Origin of the sequence: Pseudoflavonifractor sp. AF19-9AC (genome assembly GCF_003478995.1) — a bacterium.
In the GTDB taxonomy this organism is placed as follows: Bacteria; Bacillota; Clostridia; order Oscillospirales; family Oscillospiraceae; genus Lawsonibacter.
The window spans coordinates 1-19,364 of record NZ_QUGI01000002.1; the positions used below are offsets into that span (position 1 = coordinate 1).

At 61.2% G+C, this 19,364-nt stretch carries 16 protein-coding genes; 1 reads left to right on the plus strand and 15 read right to left on the minus strand.

Features of this window, described 5'->3' with window-relative positions:
• Nucleotides 1-335: 335 nt before the first annotated feature.
• The 10 genes from groL to DWX58_RS02925 form a co-directional block, all read right to left on the minus strand.
• Nucleotides 336-1,964, minus strand: coding sequence for a chaperonin GroEL (gene groL / locus DWX58_RS02880; protein ID WP_118641517.1), 1,629 nt, complete (start codon nucleotides 1,962-1,964; stop codon nucleotides 336-338).
• A 62-nt stretch (nucleotides 1,965-2,026) separates the two neighbouring features.
• Nucleotides 2,027-2,311 (minus strand): co-chaperone GroES, encoded by a 285-nt coding sequence (locus DWX58_RS02885; protein ID WP_118641518.1) that lies wholly within the window; start codon nucleotides 2,309-2,311, stop codon nucleotides 2,027-2,029.
• Nucleotides 2,312-2,522: 211 nt separating this feature from the next.
• The gene (locus DWX58_RS02890; protein ID WP_243093229.1) at nucleotides 2,523-3,431 is read right to left on the minus strand and encodes a YegS/Rv2252/BmrU family lipid kinase; all 909 of its coding nucleotides are present in this window, start codon (nucleotides 3,429-3,431) and stop codon (nucleotides 2,523-2,525) included.
• A gap of 77 nt (nucleotides 3,432-3,508) precedes the next feature.
• On the minus strand, nucleotides 3,509-4,627 hold the full coding sequence (locus tag DWX58_RS02895) for a class I SAM-dependent RNA methyltransferase (RefSeq protein WP_243093230.1): 1,119 nt from the start codon (nucleotides 4,625-4,627) through the stop codon (nucleotides 3,509-3,511).
• Between the two features lie 34 nt (nucleotides 4,628-4,661).
• Nucleotides 4,662-5,483: a glutamate racemase gene (murI, locus tag DWX58_RS02900; protein ID WP_118641519.1), complete on the minus strand. Its 822-nt coding sequence runs from the start codon at nucleotides 5,481-5,483 to the stop codon at nucleotides 4,662-4,664.
• A gap of 105 nt (nucleotides 5,484-5,588) precedes the next feature.
• Complete coding sequence (locus DWX58_RS02905) at nucleotides 5,589-6,404, minus strand: two-component system regulatory protein YycI (protein ID WP_118641520.1); 816 nt, start codon at nucleotides 6,402-6,404, stop codon at nucleotides 5,589-5,591.
• Between the two features lie 15 nt (nucleotides 6,405-6,419).
• Nucleotides 6,420-7,733 carry a hypothetical protein gene (locus tag DWX58_RS02910; RefSeq protein ID WP_147382226.1) on the minus strand — a complete coding sequence of 438 codons (1,314 nt, stop codon included), beginning with the start codon at nucleotides 7,731-7,733 and terminating at the stop codon, nucleotides 6,420-6,422.
• Entirely contained in the window at nucleotides 7,726-9,510 is a 1,785-nt protein-coding gene (locus DWX58_RS02915; protein WP_243093231.1) for an ATP-binding protein, read from the minus strand. The genes DWX58_RS02910 and DWX58_RS02915 overlap by 8 nt, the downstream gene beginning before the upstream one ends.
• Before the next feature lie 533 nt (nucleotides 9,511-10,043).
• Entirely contained in the window at nucleotides 10,044-10,748 is a 705-nt protein-coding gene (locus DWX58_RS02920) for a response regulator (RefSeq protein ID WP_118641522.1), read from the minus strand.
• Between the two features lie 34 nt (nucleotides 10,749-10,782).
• Entirely contained in the window at nucleotides 10,783-11,325 is a 543-nt protein-coding gene (locus DWX58_RS02925; protein WP_118641523.1) for an NUDIX hydrolase, read from the minus strand.
• Between the two features lie 259 nt (nucleotides 11,326-11,584).
• Between DWX58_RS02925 and DWX58_RS02930 the strand changes: the two genes are divergently transcribed.
• Nucleotides 11,585-12,079: a GNAT family protein gene (locus DWX58_RS02930; RefSeq protein WP_118641524.1), complete on the plus strand. Its 495-nt coding sequence runs from the start codon at nucleotides 11,585-11,587 to the stop codon at nucleotides 12,077-12,079.
• Between the two features lie 69 nt (nucleotides 12,080-12,148).
• Here DWX58_RS02930 and DWX58_RS02935 read toward each other — a convergent pair whose 3' ends face one another.
• The 5 genes from DWX58_RS02935 to dusB all read right to left on the minus strand — a co-directional run bounded on the left by DWX58_RS02935 (nucleotide 12,149) and on the right by dusB (nucleotide 19,271).
• Nucleotides 12,149-13,810, minus strand: a complete 1,662-nt coding sequence (locus DWX58_RS02935; protein WP_347559145.1) for a SulP family inorganic anion transporter — start codon at nucleotides 13,808-13,810, stop codon at nucleotides 12,149-12,151.
• Nucleotides 13,811-14,342: 532 nt separating this feature from the next.
• Nucleotides 14,343-16,415 (minus strand): elongation factor G, encoded by a 2,073-nt coding sequence (locus DWX58_RS02940; RefSeq protein WP_118641525.1) that lies wholly within the window; start codon nucleotides 16,413-16,415, stop codon nucleotides 14,343-14,345.
• 279 nt (nucleotides 16,416-16,694) lie between these two features.
• Nucleotides 16,695-17,588: a zf-HC2 domain-containing protein gene (locus tag DWX58_RS02945; protein ID WP_118641526.1), complete on the minus strand. Its 894-nt coding sequence runs from the start codon at nucleotides 17,586-17,588 to the stop codon at nucleotides 16,695-16,697.
• A gap of 6 nt (nucleotides 17,589-17,594) precedes the next feature.
• The gene (locus DWX58_RS02950) at nucleotides 17,595-18,224 is read right to left on the minus strand and encodes a sigma-70 family RNA polymerase sigma factor (protein WP_118641527.1); all 630 of its coding nucleotides are present in this window, start codon (nucleotides 18,222-18,224) and stop codon (nucleotides 17,595-17,597) included.
• A 66-nt stretch (nucleotides 18,225-18,290) separates the two neighbouring features.
• Entirely contained in the window at nucleotides 18,291-19,271 is a 981-nt protein-coding gene (dusB, locus tag DWX58_RS02955) for a tRNA dihydrouridine synthase DusB (protein WP_118641963.1), read from the minus strand.
• Between the last annotated feature and the right edge of the window lie 93 nt (nucleotides 19,272-19,364).

Consider the following 19,364-nt stretch of genomic DNA (forward strand, 5'->3'; position numbering starts at 1 on the left):
TCATTCATCCAAGAGTCTGCAAACCAATTTGCGCAAAACTGTTGACACTACCTAATTCAGAGGTTGAAATGTGGACAAAAGCCGGTAAGATAAAAATCAATTTGCAAAAAGGGGCAGATATCCGCGCTCTGGACAAGATACTGGCAACATACATCCTGAATTAAGGCAATACATCAAGAGCATTTTGCTAATTAAAAACGCCGCTGTCTGCAAATCACAGACAGCGGCGTTCATACATATCAGGCGCTTTTCCTTTGCAATTGTCGTAAGTTTATCGTAAATTCACGGCTGTACCTCCGGCAATTGCTTGCGTCCCAATGGGTTTAGGCTATTGCTTAGTACATGCCGCCCATATCAGGGGCAGCAGGAGCTGCGGGGGCGGGGGGCTGGGGCTTGTCGGCGACCAGAGCCTCGGTGGTCAGCAGGGTGCTGGCGATGGAGGCGGCGTTCTCCAGAGCGGAGCGGGTCACCTTGGTGGGATCCACGATACCGGCAGGAATCATATCGCAGTACTCTTCCTTGTAGGCATCGAAGCCGTAGCCGATCTTGCCGGACTCCTTGATCTTCTCCAGAACCACGGAGCCGTCGATACCGGCGTTGGCAGCAATCTGCTTCATGGGAGCGGTCAGAGCGCGGGCAATGATCTGCACGCCGGTCTTCTCGTCGCCCTCAACCTCAGCCATCAGCTTCTCCACAGCGGGGATAGCATTCAGGTAAGCGGTACCGCCGCCGGCCACGATGCCCTCTTCCACAGCGGCGCGGGTGGCGTTCAGAGCGTCCTCAATGCGCAGCTTCTTCTCCTTCATCTCCACCTCGGTGGCAGCACCGACCTTGATGACAGCCACACCGCCGGCCAGCTTGGCCAGGCGCTCCTGCAGCTTCTCACGGTCATAGTCGGAGGTGGTAACCTCGATCTGGCTCTTGATCTGACCCACGCGGGCCTTGATCTCCTCGGAGGAACCAGCGCCGTTGACGATGGTGGTGTTCTCCTTGGTGACCTTCACCTGACGGGCCTGGCCCAGCTGGCTCAGCTGAGCTTCCTTCAGTTCCAGACCCACATCGGCGGAGATGACCTGGCCGCCGGTCAGGATGGCGATATCCTGCAGCATCTCCTTGCGGCGGTCGCCGAAGCCGGGGGCCTTGACGCACACCACGTTCAGGGTGCCGCGCAGACGGTTCACGATCAGGGTGGACAGAGCGTCGCCCTCCACGTCCTCAGCGATGATCAGCAGCTTCTTGCCGGACTGGACAACCTGCTCCAGCAGGGGCAGCAGCTCCTGGATGTTGGAGATCTTCTTGTCAGTGATGAGGATGAGGGCGTCGTCCAGGTTGGCCTCCATCTTCTCGGTGTCAGTGACCATGTAGGGGGTGATGTAGCCCCGGTCAAACTGCATGCCTTCCACGACCTCGGAGTAGGTCTCAGCGGTCTTGGACTCCTCAATGGTAATGACGCCGTCGTGGCCCACCTTCTCCATGGCCTCGGCAATCAGAGCGCCGATGGTCTCGTCGCCGGAGGAGACGGTGCCGACACGGGTGATATCGGCAGAGCCGTTGACCTTCTGGCTGTTGCCCTTGATGGCCTCAATGGCAGCATCGGTGGCCTTGGAAATACCCTTCTTCATAACCATGGGGTTGGCACCGGCAGCCAAGTTCTTCAGGCCCTCGCGGATGATGGCCTGAGCCAGCAGGGTGGCGGTGGTGGTACCGTCGCCGGCCACGTCGTTGGTCTTGGTGGAAACTTCCTTCACCAGCTGGGCGCCCATGTTCTCAAAGGGGTCCTCCAGCTCGATCTCCTTGGCGATGGTCACGCCGTCGTTGGTGATGAGGGGAGCGCCGAACTTCTTGTCCAGCACCACGTTGCGGCCCTTGGGGCCCATGGTGATCTTTACGGTGTCGGCCAGCTGATTGACGCCCTTCTCCAGGGCCTTGCGGGCTTCCTCGCCGTAGCAAATAATCTTAGCCATAACAAAAACCTCCAATATGTGAGAATGGATTTACAACGATAAAATGACGGCCGCTGGTCAGCTTACTCAACGATGGCCAGGATATCGTTCTGACGAACGATGGTGACCTCCTCGCCGTCCAGCTTCACCTGGGTGCCGGCGTACTTGCTGGTAATCACCTTGTCGCCCACCTTCACGGTCATCTGGACCTCCTTGCCGTCCACCAGTCCGCCGGGGCCGACAGCCACTACCTCAGCCACTTCGGGCTTCTCCTTGGCAGCGCCAGTGAGGATGATGCCGCCCTTGGTGGTCTCCTCGGCCTCCACCAGCTTCACAACCACGCGGTCAGCCAAAGGCTTGAGTTTCATAATGGGTTCCTCCTTATATTGATATTTCGTATTAACAATTTCAATCCGGTTTAGCACTCATTTTATCCGAGTGCCAAATCCAAGTATGATGATACCCGTTTCCCACAAAAAAATCAACCCCCTTTTTGAAAAAACTGGGGTTGATTTTTTTAAAATTTACGTTTCGTTCACAAAGTTTTATCTCGAGTGCTAATTCTTTGCCTTGCTCTGGTTACCAATGGGCTCCCTGGGGATAGAAAAAGTTCACTTTCTTCTCCGACAGCCGCACGGTGAAGGAGGTGTCCCGCATCACCTCGCCGTCCACCACCGTTGTAATGGTTTGAGTGGAGGAATAGGTAATGCACTGGCCATGGTAGTCCCGGATCAGCTGAGGGTAGTTCTTATACAGTCCCTGAGCGTACTTGCCCACCAGCCGTGCAAAGGTAAAGAGGCTGACCTTGGGCACCAGCAGCGTGTCCAGCACCCCGTCATCCGGCATGGCGTCGGCCACAGGCATGAAGCCGCCGCCGTAGTGCCGCCCATTGCAGATGCACAAAATGGCCGCGTCCCCCTGCCAGTCCAAGTCACCCATTTTAACCTTCATGGGGCGGTTGATTCCCTTAAACAGAATATTTTCCACCAGAGAAACGATGTATGCCCCCTTGCCGGAAAGAAACCGCCAGTCCTTATAGCGGTGAACATCGGCGGCAATGCGGGCATCCACACCGGCGCATACCACATCCAGCCCCAGTTTCCCGTTGCAGTCCATCAGGTCAAAGGGGGTCTGGGGCCCCACAGCCAGGGCCTCCAGATCATAAAAGAGCGCCCGGTAATGGGGCCCGAAAATCTTCAAAAAGTCGTTGCCCGTCCCCTTGGGCACACAGGTAATGGCAGCGTTGGGAAAGCCCGCTGCCCCGTTGACCACCTCGTTGAGGGTTCCGTCCCCGCCGCAGGCGTAGATACGTACGTCCTCGCCCGATTTCGCAGCCTGGCGGGCCAGGCGGCAGGCATCCCCCTCCCCGGTGGTGTAGAGCCGCTCATGGGGAATGCTCAGCTGGTCCAAAAGTCCCTCCAGGTGGGCATTGCTCTCCTTCTTCCCCGCCGCCGGGTTGATTATAAAAATATGTCGGATACCCGCCACCCTCTTATCTCTTTCTAAACCATCTCTCCGCTCTCCGGCGAAGTGGGCATGGAAAACGGCACATGGCCCGCACTTGCTCAGAGGTACATGAACAGGTCACACTTCAGCATGCCGTTATAGAGCTTGCGCTTTTTATCGGCCTGCTTTCCAAAGGTGCGCTCAAACTCCGTGTGGGAGGAGAGGAGGTAGAGCTTCCATCCCTCCGGGAACTTAGCCCAGGCCTTGCCGAAGGCCCGGTACAGCTCCTCGGCCTCCCGCCGCTCCATGATTCGCTCGCCGTAAGGGGGATTGGTCACCACCCGGCCCCGGATGCCGCCCCAGTGGAAGGTGCGGGCGTCGTCCTCGTCAAAGCGCACCAGATCGTCCACCTCGGCCAGCTGGGCGTTGTGCCGGGCCAGCTCCACGGCCTGGGGGTCCAGATCGCCCCCCCAGATCTCATAGTCCCCGTCAAACTCCTTGTCCATGGCCTCGTCCGCCGCTTCCAGCCACAGCTTCTTGTCCACGCAGGTCCACTTCTGGGCGGAGAAGGTGCGATTGAGGCCGGGGGCCCGATTTTTGGCGATGAGGGCGGCCTCAATGGGAATGGTGCCGCTGCCGCAGAAGGGATCACACAAGGGATCCCGCCCCTTGTACCGGGAGAGCATCACCATGGCGGCAGCCAAGGTCTCCCGCAGAGGCGCAGCCACGCCCTGAGCCCGGTAACCCCGCTTGTGGAGGCCCGCCCCGCTGGTGTCCAGCATCAGGGTGGCGGTGTCCTTCATGATGGAGAACTGAATCTGGTAGAGAGCTCCCGTCTCCGGCAGGGTGCTGAGGCCATACTTTTCCCCCAACCGGGCGGCCACCGCCTTCTTCACAATGGACTGGCAGGCAGGCACCGAGTGGAGGGTGGAATTGAGGCTGTGTCCCTTCACCGGGAACTGCCCCTCTCGGGGGATGAACCGCTCCCAGGGCAGGGCCCGGGTCTTCTCATACAGGGCATCAAAGTCTTCCGCATGGAAGGTGCCCAGCACCAGCAGCACCCGCTCCCCGGTGCGCAGATTCAAATTGAGCCGGGGCAGGTCGGCCATGGTTCCGCCGCACAGCACTCGTCCGTTTTCCGCCCGCACCTCCGGCAGATCCAGGCGGCGCAGCTCATCGGCGCACAGCCCCTCCAGCCCAAACAGCGTGGGCACCGCAAAGGTCAGTCCCTTGTCCACAGGTTACACCTCGTTCTTTCTCTCTGTCTCGCCCTCACAGCTCCATGGGCGGGTAAAAGGCCACCGAGCCCAGCCGCTCCAGCCCCACCTGCTTGGCTCGCAGGGCGTATTCCTTCACGTCTCCGGTGGTAAAAATGTCCAGTCGTCCGGGAATACCAGCCTCCCGGCGCAGCCCCTCCCGGTCCAGATAGTCCCGCAGGTCCAGAGCCATCTGCTCCGCCGGGTCCACCAGGGGCAGGTCCGGATACAGCTTGTGGATGCTGTCCGTCACCAGGGGGTAGTGGGTACAGCCCAGCACGCAGCACTGAATTTTGTCCACCAGTACCATGTGGTCCAGCTCCTTGCGCAGGTTGTCCTCCACCTGGGCCATGCCCTCCGGGTCACCCAGATTGTGCTCCACCAGCCGGGCCAGATCGGGGCAGCCACAGCTGAGCACCACCACTTTCTTCGGGCTCTGGGCCCGGATCCGCCGGGGGTAGCACCGGGACTGGTGGGTAAAGACGGTGGAGATAACTCCCACCTTCTCCACATCCATGCGGGACACCGCGTCCGCTCCCGCCTGCACTGCGTTGATGGTGGGACAGGACACCGCGCTTTCGCACTGCTCCACCACACAGGAGATGGTATTGCAGGCCACCAGCAGAGCCTTCACCTGCCGCCGCTCCATAAAGCGGAACATATACCGGGCCATGGCCACGATGGTCTCCTGGGGGTGATTTCCATAGGGGATATGGGCTCCATCCCCCAGATAAATGAGGTTTTCCTCCGGCAGCAGCTTCTGCACCTGCCGGGCCACACTGAAGCCCCCGATTCCTGAGTCAATGACTCCGATGGGGCTGTCCTTTCTGTACTGCATTGGCACACTTCCTCAATTTCCGCGTTTCCGCTTCCGGCAGTCCTGCCGCCGGCTCTGTTCAGCATAACACGCCTCTGGTGCGGGAAGGGGCGAAACGCCCCTCCCTCACGCGATCCGGCTCAGTTCCCCCGTGATGGTATCCAGCTGATAGGAGCCGGTATCGGTGGTAATCTGCCAAACAGGGGTCAGGGTCATGGGGCCGGACAGGGAAGTCGCTGCCACATAACCCGGGGTAATGGTATCAATCCGGCTGCACACGTCACCCAGAGCGTTGAGGCCGTTCAAAAAGTCAATGAGCGCGGTGACCACGGTGATGGGCTGCCGGCTGGTGTCCTCCACCGGCTCACCCACCAGCCGCCGCCCGGAGGTCATGGCCACCAGACAGCCGTCCTTCACCTCCAGAGTGACCTGCTGGGTAAAGAGAGGAACTCCGTTCCAGGTCTGGCGAAACACCAGCGCGTTCTCCTGCTCACTGAGCAGTTCTCCCTCAAACTGCAGCTTCTCCAGCAGCTCCCGGCATCCCTCCGCCCGGTCCTCGCCCAGAGGGAAGGCTCCGGGGGTAAATTCCGCGCTGAAAGAGCCATCGCTGTGGAACTGGATGGAGCCAGTGTCATTGGAATAGCGGTACACGCCCGCTCCCCGGTCCTCCGCCTTCACGCCCTGGCCCAGCAGAGCGGCGGCCAGCTGGCTCTCCTCCTCCAGGTTCCGCTCCACCGTCTGGGGCAGCAGCTCCATCTCCCGGGGAACCTGCTTTTCCTCCACGGATACGCCCCGGTTTTTCAGAAACAGGATGGCCTCCTCCCGGGCCTGCCGCTGCAGCTGGTCGTTGCGCAGCTCCCGCTGGGCCACAAAGGCCACAAGGCACAGGTTGGTGAGCACCAGAATGATCAGAATGATATTTTTCAGCTTGGGCCATTCCATGTCCTCACCCCCGCATTATGTTCCGCTCTCCACAGCGGCCCAGGAGGCACTCACCGTCTCCCCACCCACGTCGGAGTAGATGAGCAGCAGTTCCTCTCCCTTCAGGTTCAGGGCCTCCATGGCGGCCGCCGCCTGGCGGATGGGCAGCACCACAGAGGTCTCGCCGCTCTCCGTATAGCTGCGGTAGCGCAGCACAAACTGGGTGATGCGCCCGTCCTCCACCTGGAACCAGGCGGCGTCCCCCTCCTCCAGGTGTACCGGGATCCCGTTGAGGCAGTAGTCAAAGGCCACCTCCAGTCCGGTGTCCGTTTCCCGGACACCGCTGAAATAGAGCCTGGCCTGACCGGCGTTTGCCCCCACAGTGGCGGCGGCCAGCTGGCGGCAGCGCTCCACAATTTCAAAAAGGGAGGCCTCGCCACCCTGGGCGGACACAGGAAAGAGGGCGCTTCCCTCCTCCGCGTGGTATTCCAGCACTCCGCTGCCTGAAAGGCGCAGATTGTCCCCGCCGATGCGGGCCACCCGCTCGTCTCCCACGGAGTAAAAGCTGCTGGAGCTGATGGGCAGCTCCAACACGGCCATGATCTGCTCCAGGGCATTCTGCACGCCGGAAAGGGGGTTCTTTGCCTGATAGACGCTGGGGGTGGGCACCGGCTCCGTGAGCAGGGTGTCCGGATCCAGCCAGTCGTACAGCTCCGACTCAAAGGCGTAAAGGGCCCCGTTGTCCTGAAGAGTCGCCAGTACCTCGATCAGGTGCTGGCTGTTGGCCACCTCGGACAGACAGCGGTAGTAGCTCCCCTCCGCCCGGTCCTGATAGTAGAGAGCCACCCCACTCTCCCAGGTGGTGAGAACCAGGCGGCGCACCGTGGCCTCCACATCCATCTCCTCCCCGGCCAGCCAGCCGGAGAGCACCGACAGAGGGATCTCTCCCTGGAAGTCAAAGCAGATGCTGGGGGGCGTGGTCAGCGCCTTCTCCCACTGGCTCCGGGTGACCTTTTCCGGCTCCCCGGCACTGGACATGGTCTCCACCAGCAATCCGGCTACCTGCTGAAAGACTCCATCCACCGCGGTCTGGTCATATTGCAGGCCGCAGCGGCCGGTCCGGGTCTCTCCGGGCAGGCTGGCCACAATGCGCAGGGGACGGGCGTCCGCCCGGGTATCCCCCAGGTTTTCATAGCTGCCGCCCACGGTCTCCTCCTCCTGGAGCAGTCCGCTCAGCGAGCCCATAATCTGGCTCCGGGTGACCAGCCACAGGGCGGAGCAGGTGAGCAGCACAATGAGTACATCCTTGGCAAGCTCAATGGCACGCCGTCTCTTTTTTCCCTTATCCATGATCCGGTCCCTCAATGTTCAGCTCCAGACGCACGGCCAGGCCAGGTCCCTCCTTGTCCAGCAGCTCCAGAGTGCCCTTGTGCCGGTCCACAATCTCCCTGGCGATGGACAGTCCCAGACCGGTGCCGCCGGACTGGCGGGAGCGGGCCTTGTCCACCCGGTAAAAGCGTTCGAAGATCCGGGGGCGGTCCTCCTCCGGGATGCCGATGCCGTTGTCGTCCACGATCATCCACACCTTGTCCTCGGTCCGTCCCGCGGAAATGGTAATCTCGCCCCCGTCGGGGGTATATTTGATGGAGTTGGAGACGATGTTCATCATCACCTGGAGAATGCGTTCCCGATCTGCCACGATGTCAGGCAGGTCCTCCCCTTCCACCAGGCGCAGGACATGGTTGTGGCGCTGGGCCTCCATGTAGACCGCGTTATAGAGATCCTGCAGTGCCGACCCAAAGGAGAACCGGGCCAGCTTCAAATCGTCCCGCCCGGAGTCAAACCGTGACAGAGTGAGCAGGTCCTGGACGATATGAGTCATCCGGTCACTTTCGTTCAAAATGACGCCCAGGAACTTCTTCTCCATAGCCGGGGGAATGTCTCCCGCCCCCTCGGTGAGGGTCTCGGCGTAGGAGCGGATGTTGGTCAGGGGCGTGCGCAGCTCGTGGGACACATTGGCTACAAATTCCCGCTGCATCTCCTGGCTCTTGCGCTGCTCGGTGACGTCGTGAATGACCACCAGGGCGCCGCCGCCCTCCCGGCCCCGGTCAAAGGGGGCCAGAAGCAGCTGCAGGAAGCTGTCCCGCACCTGCCGCTCCCCCTCAAGGTGGTCGGGGGCCTCAAGCACCTGCTCCAGGGAGGCGATGTCTCCGAAGAGCTGGTCGTAGGAGGTCTCCTCCCCGATGCTCTGCCGCAGCATCCGGGCAGCGGCAGGATTGGAGTGGATGACCGCACCCTCCCGGGAGAAGGCCACCACGCCGTCGGTCATGTGGAGGAAGAGGGTGTCCAGCTTGTTGCGCTCGTTCTCCACCTGGCGCAGCGTATCCTGGAGCTGACCGGCCATGTCATTGAAGGTGTCGGTCAGCACACCGATCTCGTCCCGGGATGCCACCTCAATTTTTCGTGAAAAGTCCCCCTTGGCCACCCGCATGGCGCCCTCCGTCAGCCGCTGGATGGGGGTGACCATGGTCTTGGACAGCAGGAAGGACAGCAGCACCGAGATGACCACACCGAAGATCAGAGCCTCCACAATGAGGGTGAACATCTGGTCGGTGAGGTTGTTGGCCGTGGCCTTGTTGTCATAGATGTAGATGATATAGGACTCGTCCCCCCGGTGGATGGGCACCGCCACGTCCATGTAATTGAGGGCGGGGTTGCTCTCATCTCCGGACTGGTTGGTCTCCAGCCCCGTGGTCAGGGCAAAGGACAGATTCTTGGTGTACTCCTTGGGCCCGGTCTCTCCGTCGGGGTGAATAAGGCAGTTTCCGTTGCTGTCCAGAATGTACAGCTTGCGGTTGATGTTGTCCACGCCCAGGGCGCCGGAGTAGGCCTTGAGCACCTCGGCCATCTGCTCCGCGCCGCCGGTTTTGCCCCCCTCTTCCCCCTGGGTCTGGGTGGTCAGGTCGTCGTGGAGCTCCTGGTTTCCGAACACATCCGCCATCTGGGTATAAAACTCCTCCAGATAAAAGGCGGTCACGGAGTTAATGAGAAAGGCGCCCACCACCGTCATCAGCGACAGGATGAGCAGCACCAGAATCATCACCAGCTTCATATGCACACTGCGCATGGGTTCACCCCCGAGGCGGCCCTGGGCCGCATTTTTGGTATCAGCGCGGACGTTCTCCTGCTTGGCCGGCATCTCAGCCCCCGAACAGGCAGCCCATCCCCCGCTTGGTCACAATAAATTTGGGCGAGGCGGGGGCGGTTTCCCACAGGACGGTGTCCTGTGGGGGCCCTTTTTCTTTCAATCCTCGGGGCGAGTGAATGGCCCCTGCGGAAATTCTTCGCTCCGTTTCGAATTTACGCCGTTCCCGGCGTCCCGCCTGCGGCGGGTCCCTGAGGACGCCCCCGCCCACGGGACGTTCTGACTCAGCCCCCGAACAGGTACCCCATTCCACGTTTGGTCACAATAAACTTGGGCGAGGCGGGGTCGTTTTCCCACAGGACGGTGTCCTGTGGGGGCCCTTTTTTCTTTCAATCCTCGGGGCGAGTGAATCGCCCCTGCGGAAATTCTTCGCTCCGCTTCGAATTTACGCCGGTTCCCGGCGTCCCGCCTGCGGCGGGTCCCTGAGGACGCCCCCGCCCACGGAACGTTTTGACTCAGCCCCCGAACAGGTACCCCATTCCACGCTTGGTCACAATAAACTTGGGCGAGGCGGGGTCGTCCTCAATTTTCTCCCGCAGCCGACGCACGGCCACGTCCACCGCCCGCACGTCGCCCACATAGCCCTCATAGTTCCACACGTGCTCCATGAGAGCCTCCCGGGAAAACACCTTCCCCGGCTGGGCGGCCAGGTAGCAGATGAGGTCATACTCCCGCTGGGTCAGTTCCAGCGGCCGGCCGTCCTTGGTCACCACCGCCTTCTCCCGGTCGATGGTCACCCGGCCCAGGCGGAGCACGTCTCCGCTCTCCTCCGCCTGAGCGGCGGGGGGTGCCATTTCCACCCGGCGGATGTTGGCCTTGACCCGGGCCAGCAGCTCCCGCATGGAGAAGGGCTTGGTGATATAGTCGTCTGCCCCCAGCTCCAGGCCCAGGACCTTGTCCGCCTCCTCCTCCCGTGCCGTCAGCATGAGGATGGGGGTGGAGCTGCCCGACTGGCGCACCTTGCGGCACACGTCAAAGCCGTTCATACCAGGCAGCATCAGGTCCAGCAAAATGAGGTCGGGGTTCTGCTCCAGGGCAAGCTGCAGCCCGGTGGGGCCGTCGTAGGCCTCCAGGGTGTCATAGCCCTCCCGGCTCAGATTAAAGGACAGAATGTCCACAATGTTCTGTTCGTCCTCCACAATGAGAATGGTCTTTCCCATGGGTGCCTCCTTGTCTCTCTGAGGCCGCCGGAGCTTACAGCCCCAGCAGCGTCTTGACCTTCAGGGTGGTGGCAATGGTTTTGGCGTCGGTGATGGTGCCGTCCATCACTTGCTCTACCAGCTGCTGGAAGGACATGGTCACCACATCCAGAAACTCGTCCTCGTCCAGGTGCTGGTCCCGGCGGCGCAGCCCCCGGGCCAGATACATGTGCAGCGCCTCGTTGCAGAAGCCCGGAGAGGCCAGCATATAGCCCAGATAGGTCCACTCCTCCGCCTCCAGGCCGGTCTCCTCACTCAGTTCCCGCTGGGCGCCCAGCAGACGGTCCTCCTCCGCGCCGTGGTCCAGCTTGCCCGCCGGCAGCTCCAGCAGCTCCCGGCCGATGGGGTAGCGGTACTGCCGCACCAGAGTGACCTGGTTGTCCTCATCCAGGGCCAGCACCGCCACGCCGCCGGGGTGATAGACCACCTCCCGGCTGGCCAGCTTCCCGTCGGGCAGCATGGCCTGGTCCAGGGTCACCTTTATAATATGCCCCTCAAAAATGGTTTTGCTCTCCACCATGCGCTCGGTAAAATCCATTTGCCTTGCTCCTTCCCTTCTCCGCCCCGGATCTCCCGGTGCGCGAAAATCCGGCGCATTGGGAGCAGAAAGGCCCCGATGCGCCGAAAACGCCTGATGTTCTGTGTTGTTTTAGTATAACACATGGGGCCGCCGGGGTAAAGGCGAAAGGTTCCATCCCGGGAAAATTTCCTGTTTCGTCTGTACGAACGGGTGTCAAAGCGGTATAATCAGTCACATACTCCAGTTTTCCCCGTTTTCCACGAAAGGAGCTGCTTTTATGATTCGACCTGCCCGTCCCTCTGATTTCGACGAAATCTTGGAAATTTATGACGCCGCCCGCCGCTTCATGAAGGCCTCGGGCAATCCCACCCAGTGGGGCGATACGGAGCCCAGGGTAGAGCAGGTGCTGGAGGATATCCGCCTGAGGCAGAGCTATGTGGTGGAACTGGATGGGAGACTCCAGGCCGTCTTTGCCATGATCCCCGGGGAGGACCCCACCTACAAGGTCATTGAGGGGGCCTGGCTGGATGACGCCCCCTACTGTGCGGTCCACCGGGTGGCCAGCCGGGGCGAGGTGCCCGGCCTGGCTACGGAGATTTTCCGCTGGGTGCTGGCTCAGCACCCCAATGTGCGCATTGACACCCACGACGACAACCATCCCATGCAGCACGTGCTGGAGAAAAACGGATTTGTCCGCTGCGGTCGTATCTGGACCCTCAGCGGCTCACCCCGCATTGCCTATCAGCGGCACTCCGGCTCCGACCACATCTGAATCCGTTTTGGAAACGCGCGGAAAGCCGTCCCGCAGGACGGCTTTCCGCGCTGATATTATTTACCGTTCTTACCCTAGCACCGTCTCGTTTTTTAACTCCAGCGCCCGGGCAATGGCCGCATCAATGTTGGGCTGAATGTTCTCCTCTCCCACCAGCTCCAGCATACCCGACTTCCGGAGCACGGACAGAGGCTGCTCATTCACGTGGGAAAGCACCACCTGAATATTCTTGTCCTTGCACTCGGCATACAGGCGGAGCAGTCCATTGAGGGCCGTAATGTCCATGGCAGGGACCGCCTGCATGCGCAAAATGAGCACCCGCCGCTGGGTGTCCCGGGTCATGTGGGGGATTTTATCCGCCGCACCGAAGAACATGGGCCCGGTGATCTCATAGACCATCACATGCTCGGGCACGGGCATCATCCGCTTCTGGTCTCCGCTTCCCTCCTCCACGTAGTCCCACTCCTTGATCTCTGCCACATCCGCCATCCGCTTCATGAACAGCAGGCAGGCCAGGGACAGGCCCACCACAATGGCAATCACCAGATCAAACACCACGGTCAGCACAAAGGTCAGCACCAGCACGGCCACATCGCTTTTGGGGGCAAGCTTTACCATGCGCACCACCGTACGCCAGCCGCTCATGTTATAGGCCACCTGGAACAGGATAGCCGCAATGCAGGGCATGGGGATCAGCGCCGCATAGGGCATGAGCAGCACCATCACCAGCAGCAAAACCACAGCGTGCACCATGCCGGCAACGGGAGAACGCCCGCCGTTTTTCACATTGGCTGCCGTACGGGCAATGGCACCGGTGGCGGGGATTCCGCCGAACAGCGCCGAGGCGGCGTTGCCCACGCCCTGGGCCACCAGCTCCATGTTGGAGTTATGGCGGGCCCCGATCATCTCGTCTGCTACCACGGCGGACAACAGGGATTCAATGGCGGCCAGCACCGCGATGGTAAAGGCATCCGGCAGCACCGCCGCCACCGTGGCGTAGGAAAAGTCCGGCATCTGGAAGGAGGGCAGGGCGCCGGAAATGGTGTAGAGGTCGCCGATGGTAAAGACCGGAAGGTCAAAGCCCCTGACCACCCCGGCGGTTACCAGAACCGCAATCAGGGAGGCCGGAATGGTTCGGACCAGCTTGGGCCACACAATGAGAACTGCCAGGGCCAGCACTCCCACCCCAACCGCCCAGGGGTTTGCCGTATGGGCGGTGCGCAGAACCTCCTCCACCTTTTCCACCGTCTCCACCGGCGCATTCTGAAAGGTCAGGCCAAAAAAGTCCTTCAACTGGCCGATCAGAATGGTCACGGCAATGCCCGCGGTAAATCCGGCGGTAATGGTGTAGGGAATAAACTTGATCATGCTGCCCATGCGGAGCACACCCATGAGAATCAGCATGATGCCCGCCAGCACCGTGGCGGTGGCCAGACCGGTCATGCCGCTGCGCAGCACAATGCCCGCCACAATGGTGGCAAAGGCAGCGGTGGGTCCGGCAATCTGCACCTTGCTGCCGCCCAGGGCGGAAATCACAAAGCCCGCCACAATGGCCGTATAGAGGCCCTGCTCCGGGGACACCCCTGAGGCCAGGGCCAGGGCAATGGACAGGGGCAGGGCAATAATGGCCACAATAATTCCTGCAATCAGATCTTTTACAAAGCTTTCTCGGGAATAATGCTTCAGGGAATACACCAGCTGCGGGGTCAGCGTTTGCATCAGCGTTCGCATAAGCGCGCTCCTCTCCAATTATTAACACACAACCTCCCCATCATAATATGATCGCTCCACTTTTTCAAGCCGATCTTTCCCTTTCCACGCAGATATGCCTATGGAGCTTCCCAAAAGCATCAAACCGCCGTTTCTTCTCGCACTCCCCCCTCTTCAACGCAAAAACAGCCCGCCCCAATAGGGGCGGGCTGTTCTCAACATTCTTATTCTTCAGCCAGGGTCTTGGCAGCGGCAATGGCCTTCTCCTTCGTCGGGTCAAAGTCCGCTCCGCTCGGAACGTGCCGACAAGCGGCCATTCTTCACTCCGCTTCCTTGCCCCTCCTCTTCGACGCAAACCCGTTGCGCTGGGCTTTGCGTCGAGGCCGCCTTCGGCGGCTGTCCGGGAGGACAAGCCTCTCTTTCATGCTGGGCGGAACTAAGTTCCGCCTGCGCAAATTCTTCGCTTCGCTCCGAATTTATGGCGCTGGCGCGCCACTCGGATTGTCCCGCAAAAACAGCCCGCCCCAATAGGGGCGGGCTGTTCTCACAGTTCTTATTCCTCAGCCAGGGTCTTGGCAGCGGCAATGGCCTTCTCCTGGGCCGCGGGAGGACAATCCTCGTAGCGGACGAAGTGGAAGGTGTAGGAGCCGCGGGACTGGGTCATGGCCCGCAGGTCGATGGCATAGGAGGCCATCTCAGCCATGGGCACCTCAGCCTCAATGACCTGGTCGCCGTCGCCGGTGGGGGTCATACCCATAACGCGGCCGCGGCGCTTATTGAGATCGCCGATGACGTCGCCCATGTAGCTGTCGGGCACGGTGACCTTCAGCTCGCCCACGGGCTCCAGCAGCACGGGGTTGGCCTCGGGCATGGCGGCCTTGTAGGACAGCTGAGCGGCGGTCTTGAAGGCGATTTCCGAGGAGTCCACGGGGTGGTAGCTTCCGTCATACAGCACAGCCTTCAGGTTGACCACCGGATAGCCGGCCAGAGGTCCGTGGAGGCAGGCCTCACGCAGGCCCTTCTCAACAGCGGGGAAGAAGTTCTTGGGCACGGAGCCGCCGAAGACTTCCTCGGCAAAGACCATCTGCTCCTCCTCGGGGTTGGGCTCGAAGCGGATCCACACGTCACCGAACTGACCGGAACCGCCGGTCTGCTTCTTATGACGGCCCTGCTTCTGGACGGTCTTGCGAATCTTCTCACGGTAGGGAACGCGGGGTGCCTTCAGCTCCACGTCCACATTGAAGCGGCTCTTCAGCTTGGCCACCAGCACGTCCACCTGGATATCACCGGCGGCGTAGATGACCATCTGGTGAGTCTCGGCGTTGTTGACCACAGTGAAGGAGGGATCCTCCTCGTTGAGGCGGTTGAGGCCCTGGGCCACCTTGTCCTCCTGGCCGCGGGTCTTGGGGGCGATAGCCACGGAGTAGCAGGGCTCCGCGAAGGGGATCTGCTTAAGGGCCACCACCTTACGGGGGTCACACAGGGTGTCGCCGGTCTTCACCCGCTCCATCTTGCCGATGGCGCCGATGTCGCCGCAGCCCAGCTCCTTGACCTCCTCAGCCTTCTTGCCCCGCATGACGTACAGGCGGCCCAGCTTCTCGGTGTTGCCGGTGCGGGCGTTGACCAGAGTCAGGTCAGAGGTGATGACGCCGGAGAGAACCTTGATATAGGAGTACTTGCCGTACTGGTCGGAAACGGTCTTGAACACGAAAGCGGTGGGCACGCCGCCGGGGGAGACCACGAACTCCTCGGTCTCGCCGTCCTGACGGGTGGCCTTGTGGTAGTTGCCCTCCATGGGAGTGGGCAGCAGCTCCACAATGTAGTCCATGAGCATCAGGGAGCCCATGGTGTTGACGGCGGAGCCGCACAGCACCGGGAACAGGGACAGCTCCCGCACGCCCTGGCGCAGGCCCTGGATCATCTCAGCGTAGGTGAAGTCCTCGCCGGAGAAGAACTTGTCCATGAACTCCTCGCTGGTCTCAGCCACGGACTCCTTCAGAGCGTCGTTGAACTGAGTGATGACGTCCTCCTTGCCCTCGGGAATCTCGATCTCTTCCCGCTTGCCGTTGCGCATCTCATAGGCGCGCTTGTTCAGGACGTCGATGATGCCGATGACCTTCTTGTTGTCGTCCCAGATGGGCACAACCAGAGGAGCGATCTTGTTGCCGTACTTGGCGCGCAGGGCGTCGAAGGTGGCGTTATAGTCGGAGTTGTCCTCATCGGTCTTGGAGATATAGATAAAGCGGGGCATATTCCGCTCTTCACAGTACTTCCAGGCCTTCTCCAGTCCCACGGAGATGCCGTCCTTGGCGGAGCAGACAATGATGGCGGCGTCGGCGGCACGCAGGGCCTCCATCACCTCGCCGGAGAAGTCAAAGCTGCCCGGGGTGTCCAGCACGTTGATGTTACAGCCCTTGAACTCCACGGGGGCGACAGACAGGGAGATGGAAATCTGACGCTTGACCTCCTCGGGGTCGTAGTCGCACACGGTGTTGCCGTCCGCGGCCTTGCCCATGCGGTCAATGGCGCCGGTCATATAGAGAAGGCTCTCTGCCAAAGCGGTCTTGCCGCTGCCACCGTGGCCCAGCAGGCAGATGTTGCGGATGTTTTGTACAGAATATCTCATATCTTGGTTCCACTCCTTATGTTTGGGCTATTGCGACGCTCCCGGTCCAAGTTCGGGAGACGTTACATGCTGTTGGTTATTATACATTAAAATCCCCCCGGTGACAACTCTTTTTTTGGCAGGGCGACAGGAGGCTCCCCAACCACTTGCCGGATACTCCATTATTTTTTCGTGAAAAGTGCCCAAACCCCGAAAAACACTCTAAATTCCCCCGGATTCCCTTAGAAAGGCAAAAAAATAACCTTCGGCAAAAAGCCGAAGGTTATCCTGTTTTGTCCTTCAAGGGGTCTCAAGCACCACCAGGGCACAGGGCTGATCTTCCTCCGCCCGCCCCTGCAGCGCCGCCGCAACGGTGCCCTCCTGCTGGGCCAGGGTCTGAAGCTGCTGAAGCTGATCGGCTGTGATGATACAGCAGGTCCGTCCCGCCTCGTCGGTAAGCCACTCCGGGGACTGCCCCAGCACATCTTCCCAGCCCTGGGGCAGCCGGTCCACGGTCAGCACCGCGGACACCTGCTGTCCGGCTACGGTGCAGCTTGTCCCATCCTGCAGGCCGGTCTGGAACTGAGAGGGCTGTACCGCCGGCGTATCCAGCCCGTCGCCGGGCTGGGCGCTGGGTTCCGCTTCGCTGTTCTGGTCCTCTGTTCCCGTGTTTCCACGGAGAGTCACTTCGGGCTCCTGCTGGGTCTCGTCGGGCGTGGGGTCTACGGCCTGCTCCAGATCGTCCGGCCGGCTGGCCTGCTTGGCTCCGGCGGAAACCTCTCCGTCTGCGGCCTGCTCCTGATAGAGGGCGGTGTCCAGCTGCTGGGAGGATACAGTCCCTATGCTGTCCACACCCTGGTTAAACTGTCCGCTCTGGTAAAGGCCGATGCACAGCACCGCGCAGGCGGCCACCCCCATCAGGGCCCGCACCTGGGGCCGGCGGAAGAGGGGAATTACCTTGGGCTTCTTCTCCAGCGCGGCCACGCGCTCCATGACGCCCTGGGCAAAGCCCTCAGGCGCCTCGTACTCCTCCAGCTCCGGGAGGGCGGTATGGATGACGGACAGCTCCCGCTCCAATTGGCGGCAACGGTGACACTGCGCCAGATGCTCCTCCAGCGCCTTCGCCTCCTCCGGCTCCAGCATGCCGTCCAGCTTCAGGCTGAGATAGACCTCCATCTCCTGGCAGTTCTCCATACCAATTCACCTCCCTGTTGTTTCCTTCGCTTGGTTAGACGGCGGCGGTACGGAAAAGTTCCCGTCTTCCGCCAAAATTTTTCGCAGGGCCATCCGGGCCCGGGCAATGCGGGATTTTACCGTCCCCAGGTCCAGATTCAGCTTTTCCGCAATCTCCTGGTAGCTCAGTCCGGACAGCTCCCGCAGCACCAGAATCTGCCGCTGCTGCTCCGGCAGGGCCTCCAGCCCCCGGGCCAGGGCCCGCCCCTGCTCGGAGCGCTCCAGCTGCCGGTGGGGATCCTGGCTCCAGTCCGCCGGCTCAGTCCAGGAGAGCTCCTCATCGTCCAGGGAGACCTCCGACTCCACCTGCCGCCTCCGCTTCTGCTTTCGCAGGTAGTCAATGCACACATTGGTGGCCAGGCGGTAAATCCAGGTGGCAAAGCTGCTCTCCCCCTGGAAGGAGGGCAGACCCTGCCAGGCCTTCACAAAGGCCTCCTGGGCCAGGTCAAAGGCCTCCTCCCGGTCCCCCACCAGGCGCACCGCAAGGGAATAAATCCGGTTTTGATTGTCCAGTACCAACTGCTCAAAAGCCTGCTGGTCCCCTGCTTTGGCGGCGGATACCAGCTCCTGCTCCGTCACCCTGCTCACCCCCTTCATCCAATCAGGGAGAAGTTAGGAATTGATGGTTTCTTCCTCATATTCCTAATTCCCAACTTCTGATCTTTATTCCATTCCGCACAAGTCCCGCTTGATTCCCCTGGTAACCCGATACACATCCTCCAGGGTAGTGATCTTCACAATCTGTTCCTTATAATAGCCCGCGTGGGGCACGCCCTTCAGGTACCAGGCGTAGTGCCGCCGGGCCTCCAGACAGGCAATCTTCTCCCCCTTGTTGGCCGCGGAGAGCTCAAACTGCCGCACGGCGGTGTCACACCGCTCCGCCAGAGGGGGCATGTCCGGAATGGGACGGCCCTCCAGGGCGGCCTTGCACTGGGCAAAAAGCCAAGGGTTGCCAAACACGCCCCGGCCGATCATGGCCATGTCCGCTCCGGTGTACTTCAAAATCCGGGGGGCATCGGTGGGCTTGAACACGTCCCCGTTGGCGATGACGGGAATCTTCACCGCCTTCTTGACCTCCCGGATCCAGTCCCAGTTGGCCGCTCCGGCATACATCTGGTTACGGGTACGGCCGTGGACCGCCACAGCGGCGGCGCCCGCCTCCTCCATGGCCTTGGCAAACTCCACACAGTTGATGGAGCCCTTGTCCCAGCCCAGGCGGAACTTCACCGTCACAGGACAGCCCGCGCCGCGGATCACCGCCTCCAGCACCTTCACCGCCTTGTCCGGGTCCCGCATGAGCCCTGACCCATCCCCGGAATTGGCCACCTTGGGGACGGGGCAGCCCATATTGATATCAATGAAGTCGGCCCCGGACACCTCATGGGCAATGCCTGCCGCCTGCTCCATGCAGGCGGGGTCGCTGCCGAAGATCTGAGCAGCGGCGGGGTGCTCCCCCTCTCCCAGCTGCAGGAGGGGGATGGACTTCTTATCCTGGTAGCACAGGGCCTTGGCACTCACCATCTCCGTGCAGGTGAGACCCGCTCCCTGCTCCCGACAGATGGTGCGGAAGGCCACGTCGGTCACCCCCGCCATGGGCCCCAGGGCCAGGGGGGTCTCAATTGTAATTCCTCCGATGGATACCATAAAAACCTCGCTGCCGTAAAAATGAGGGCGGCAAACCCCAACAAAACCGGGATTTTTCCCTGTACCGCCCACTTGCGGACCTTATTCTATCAC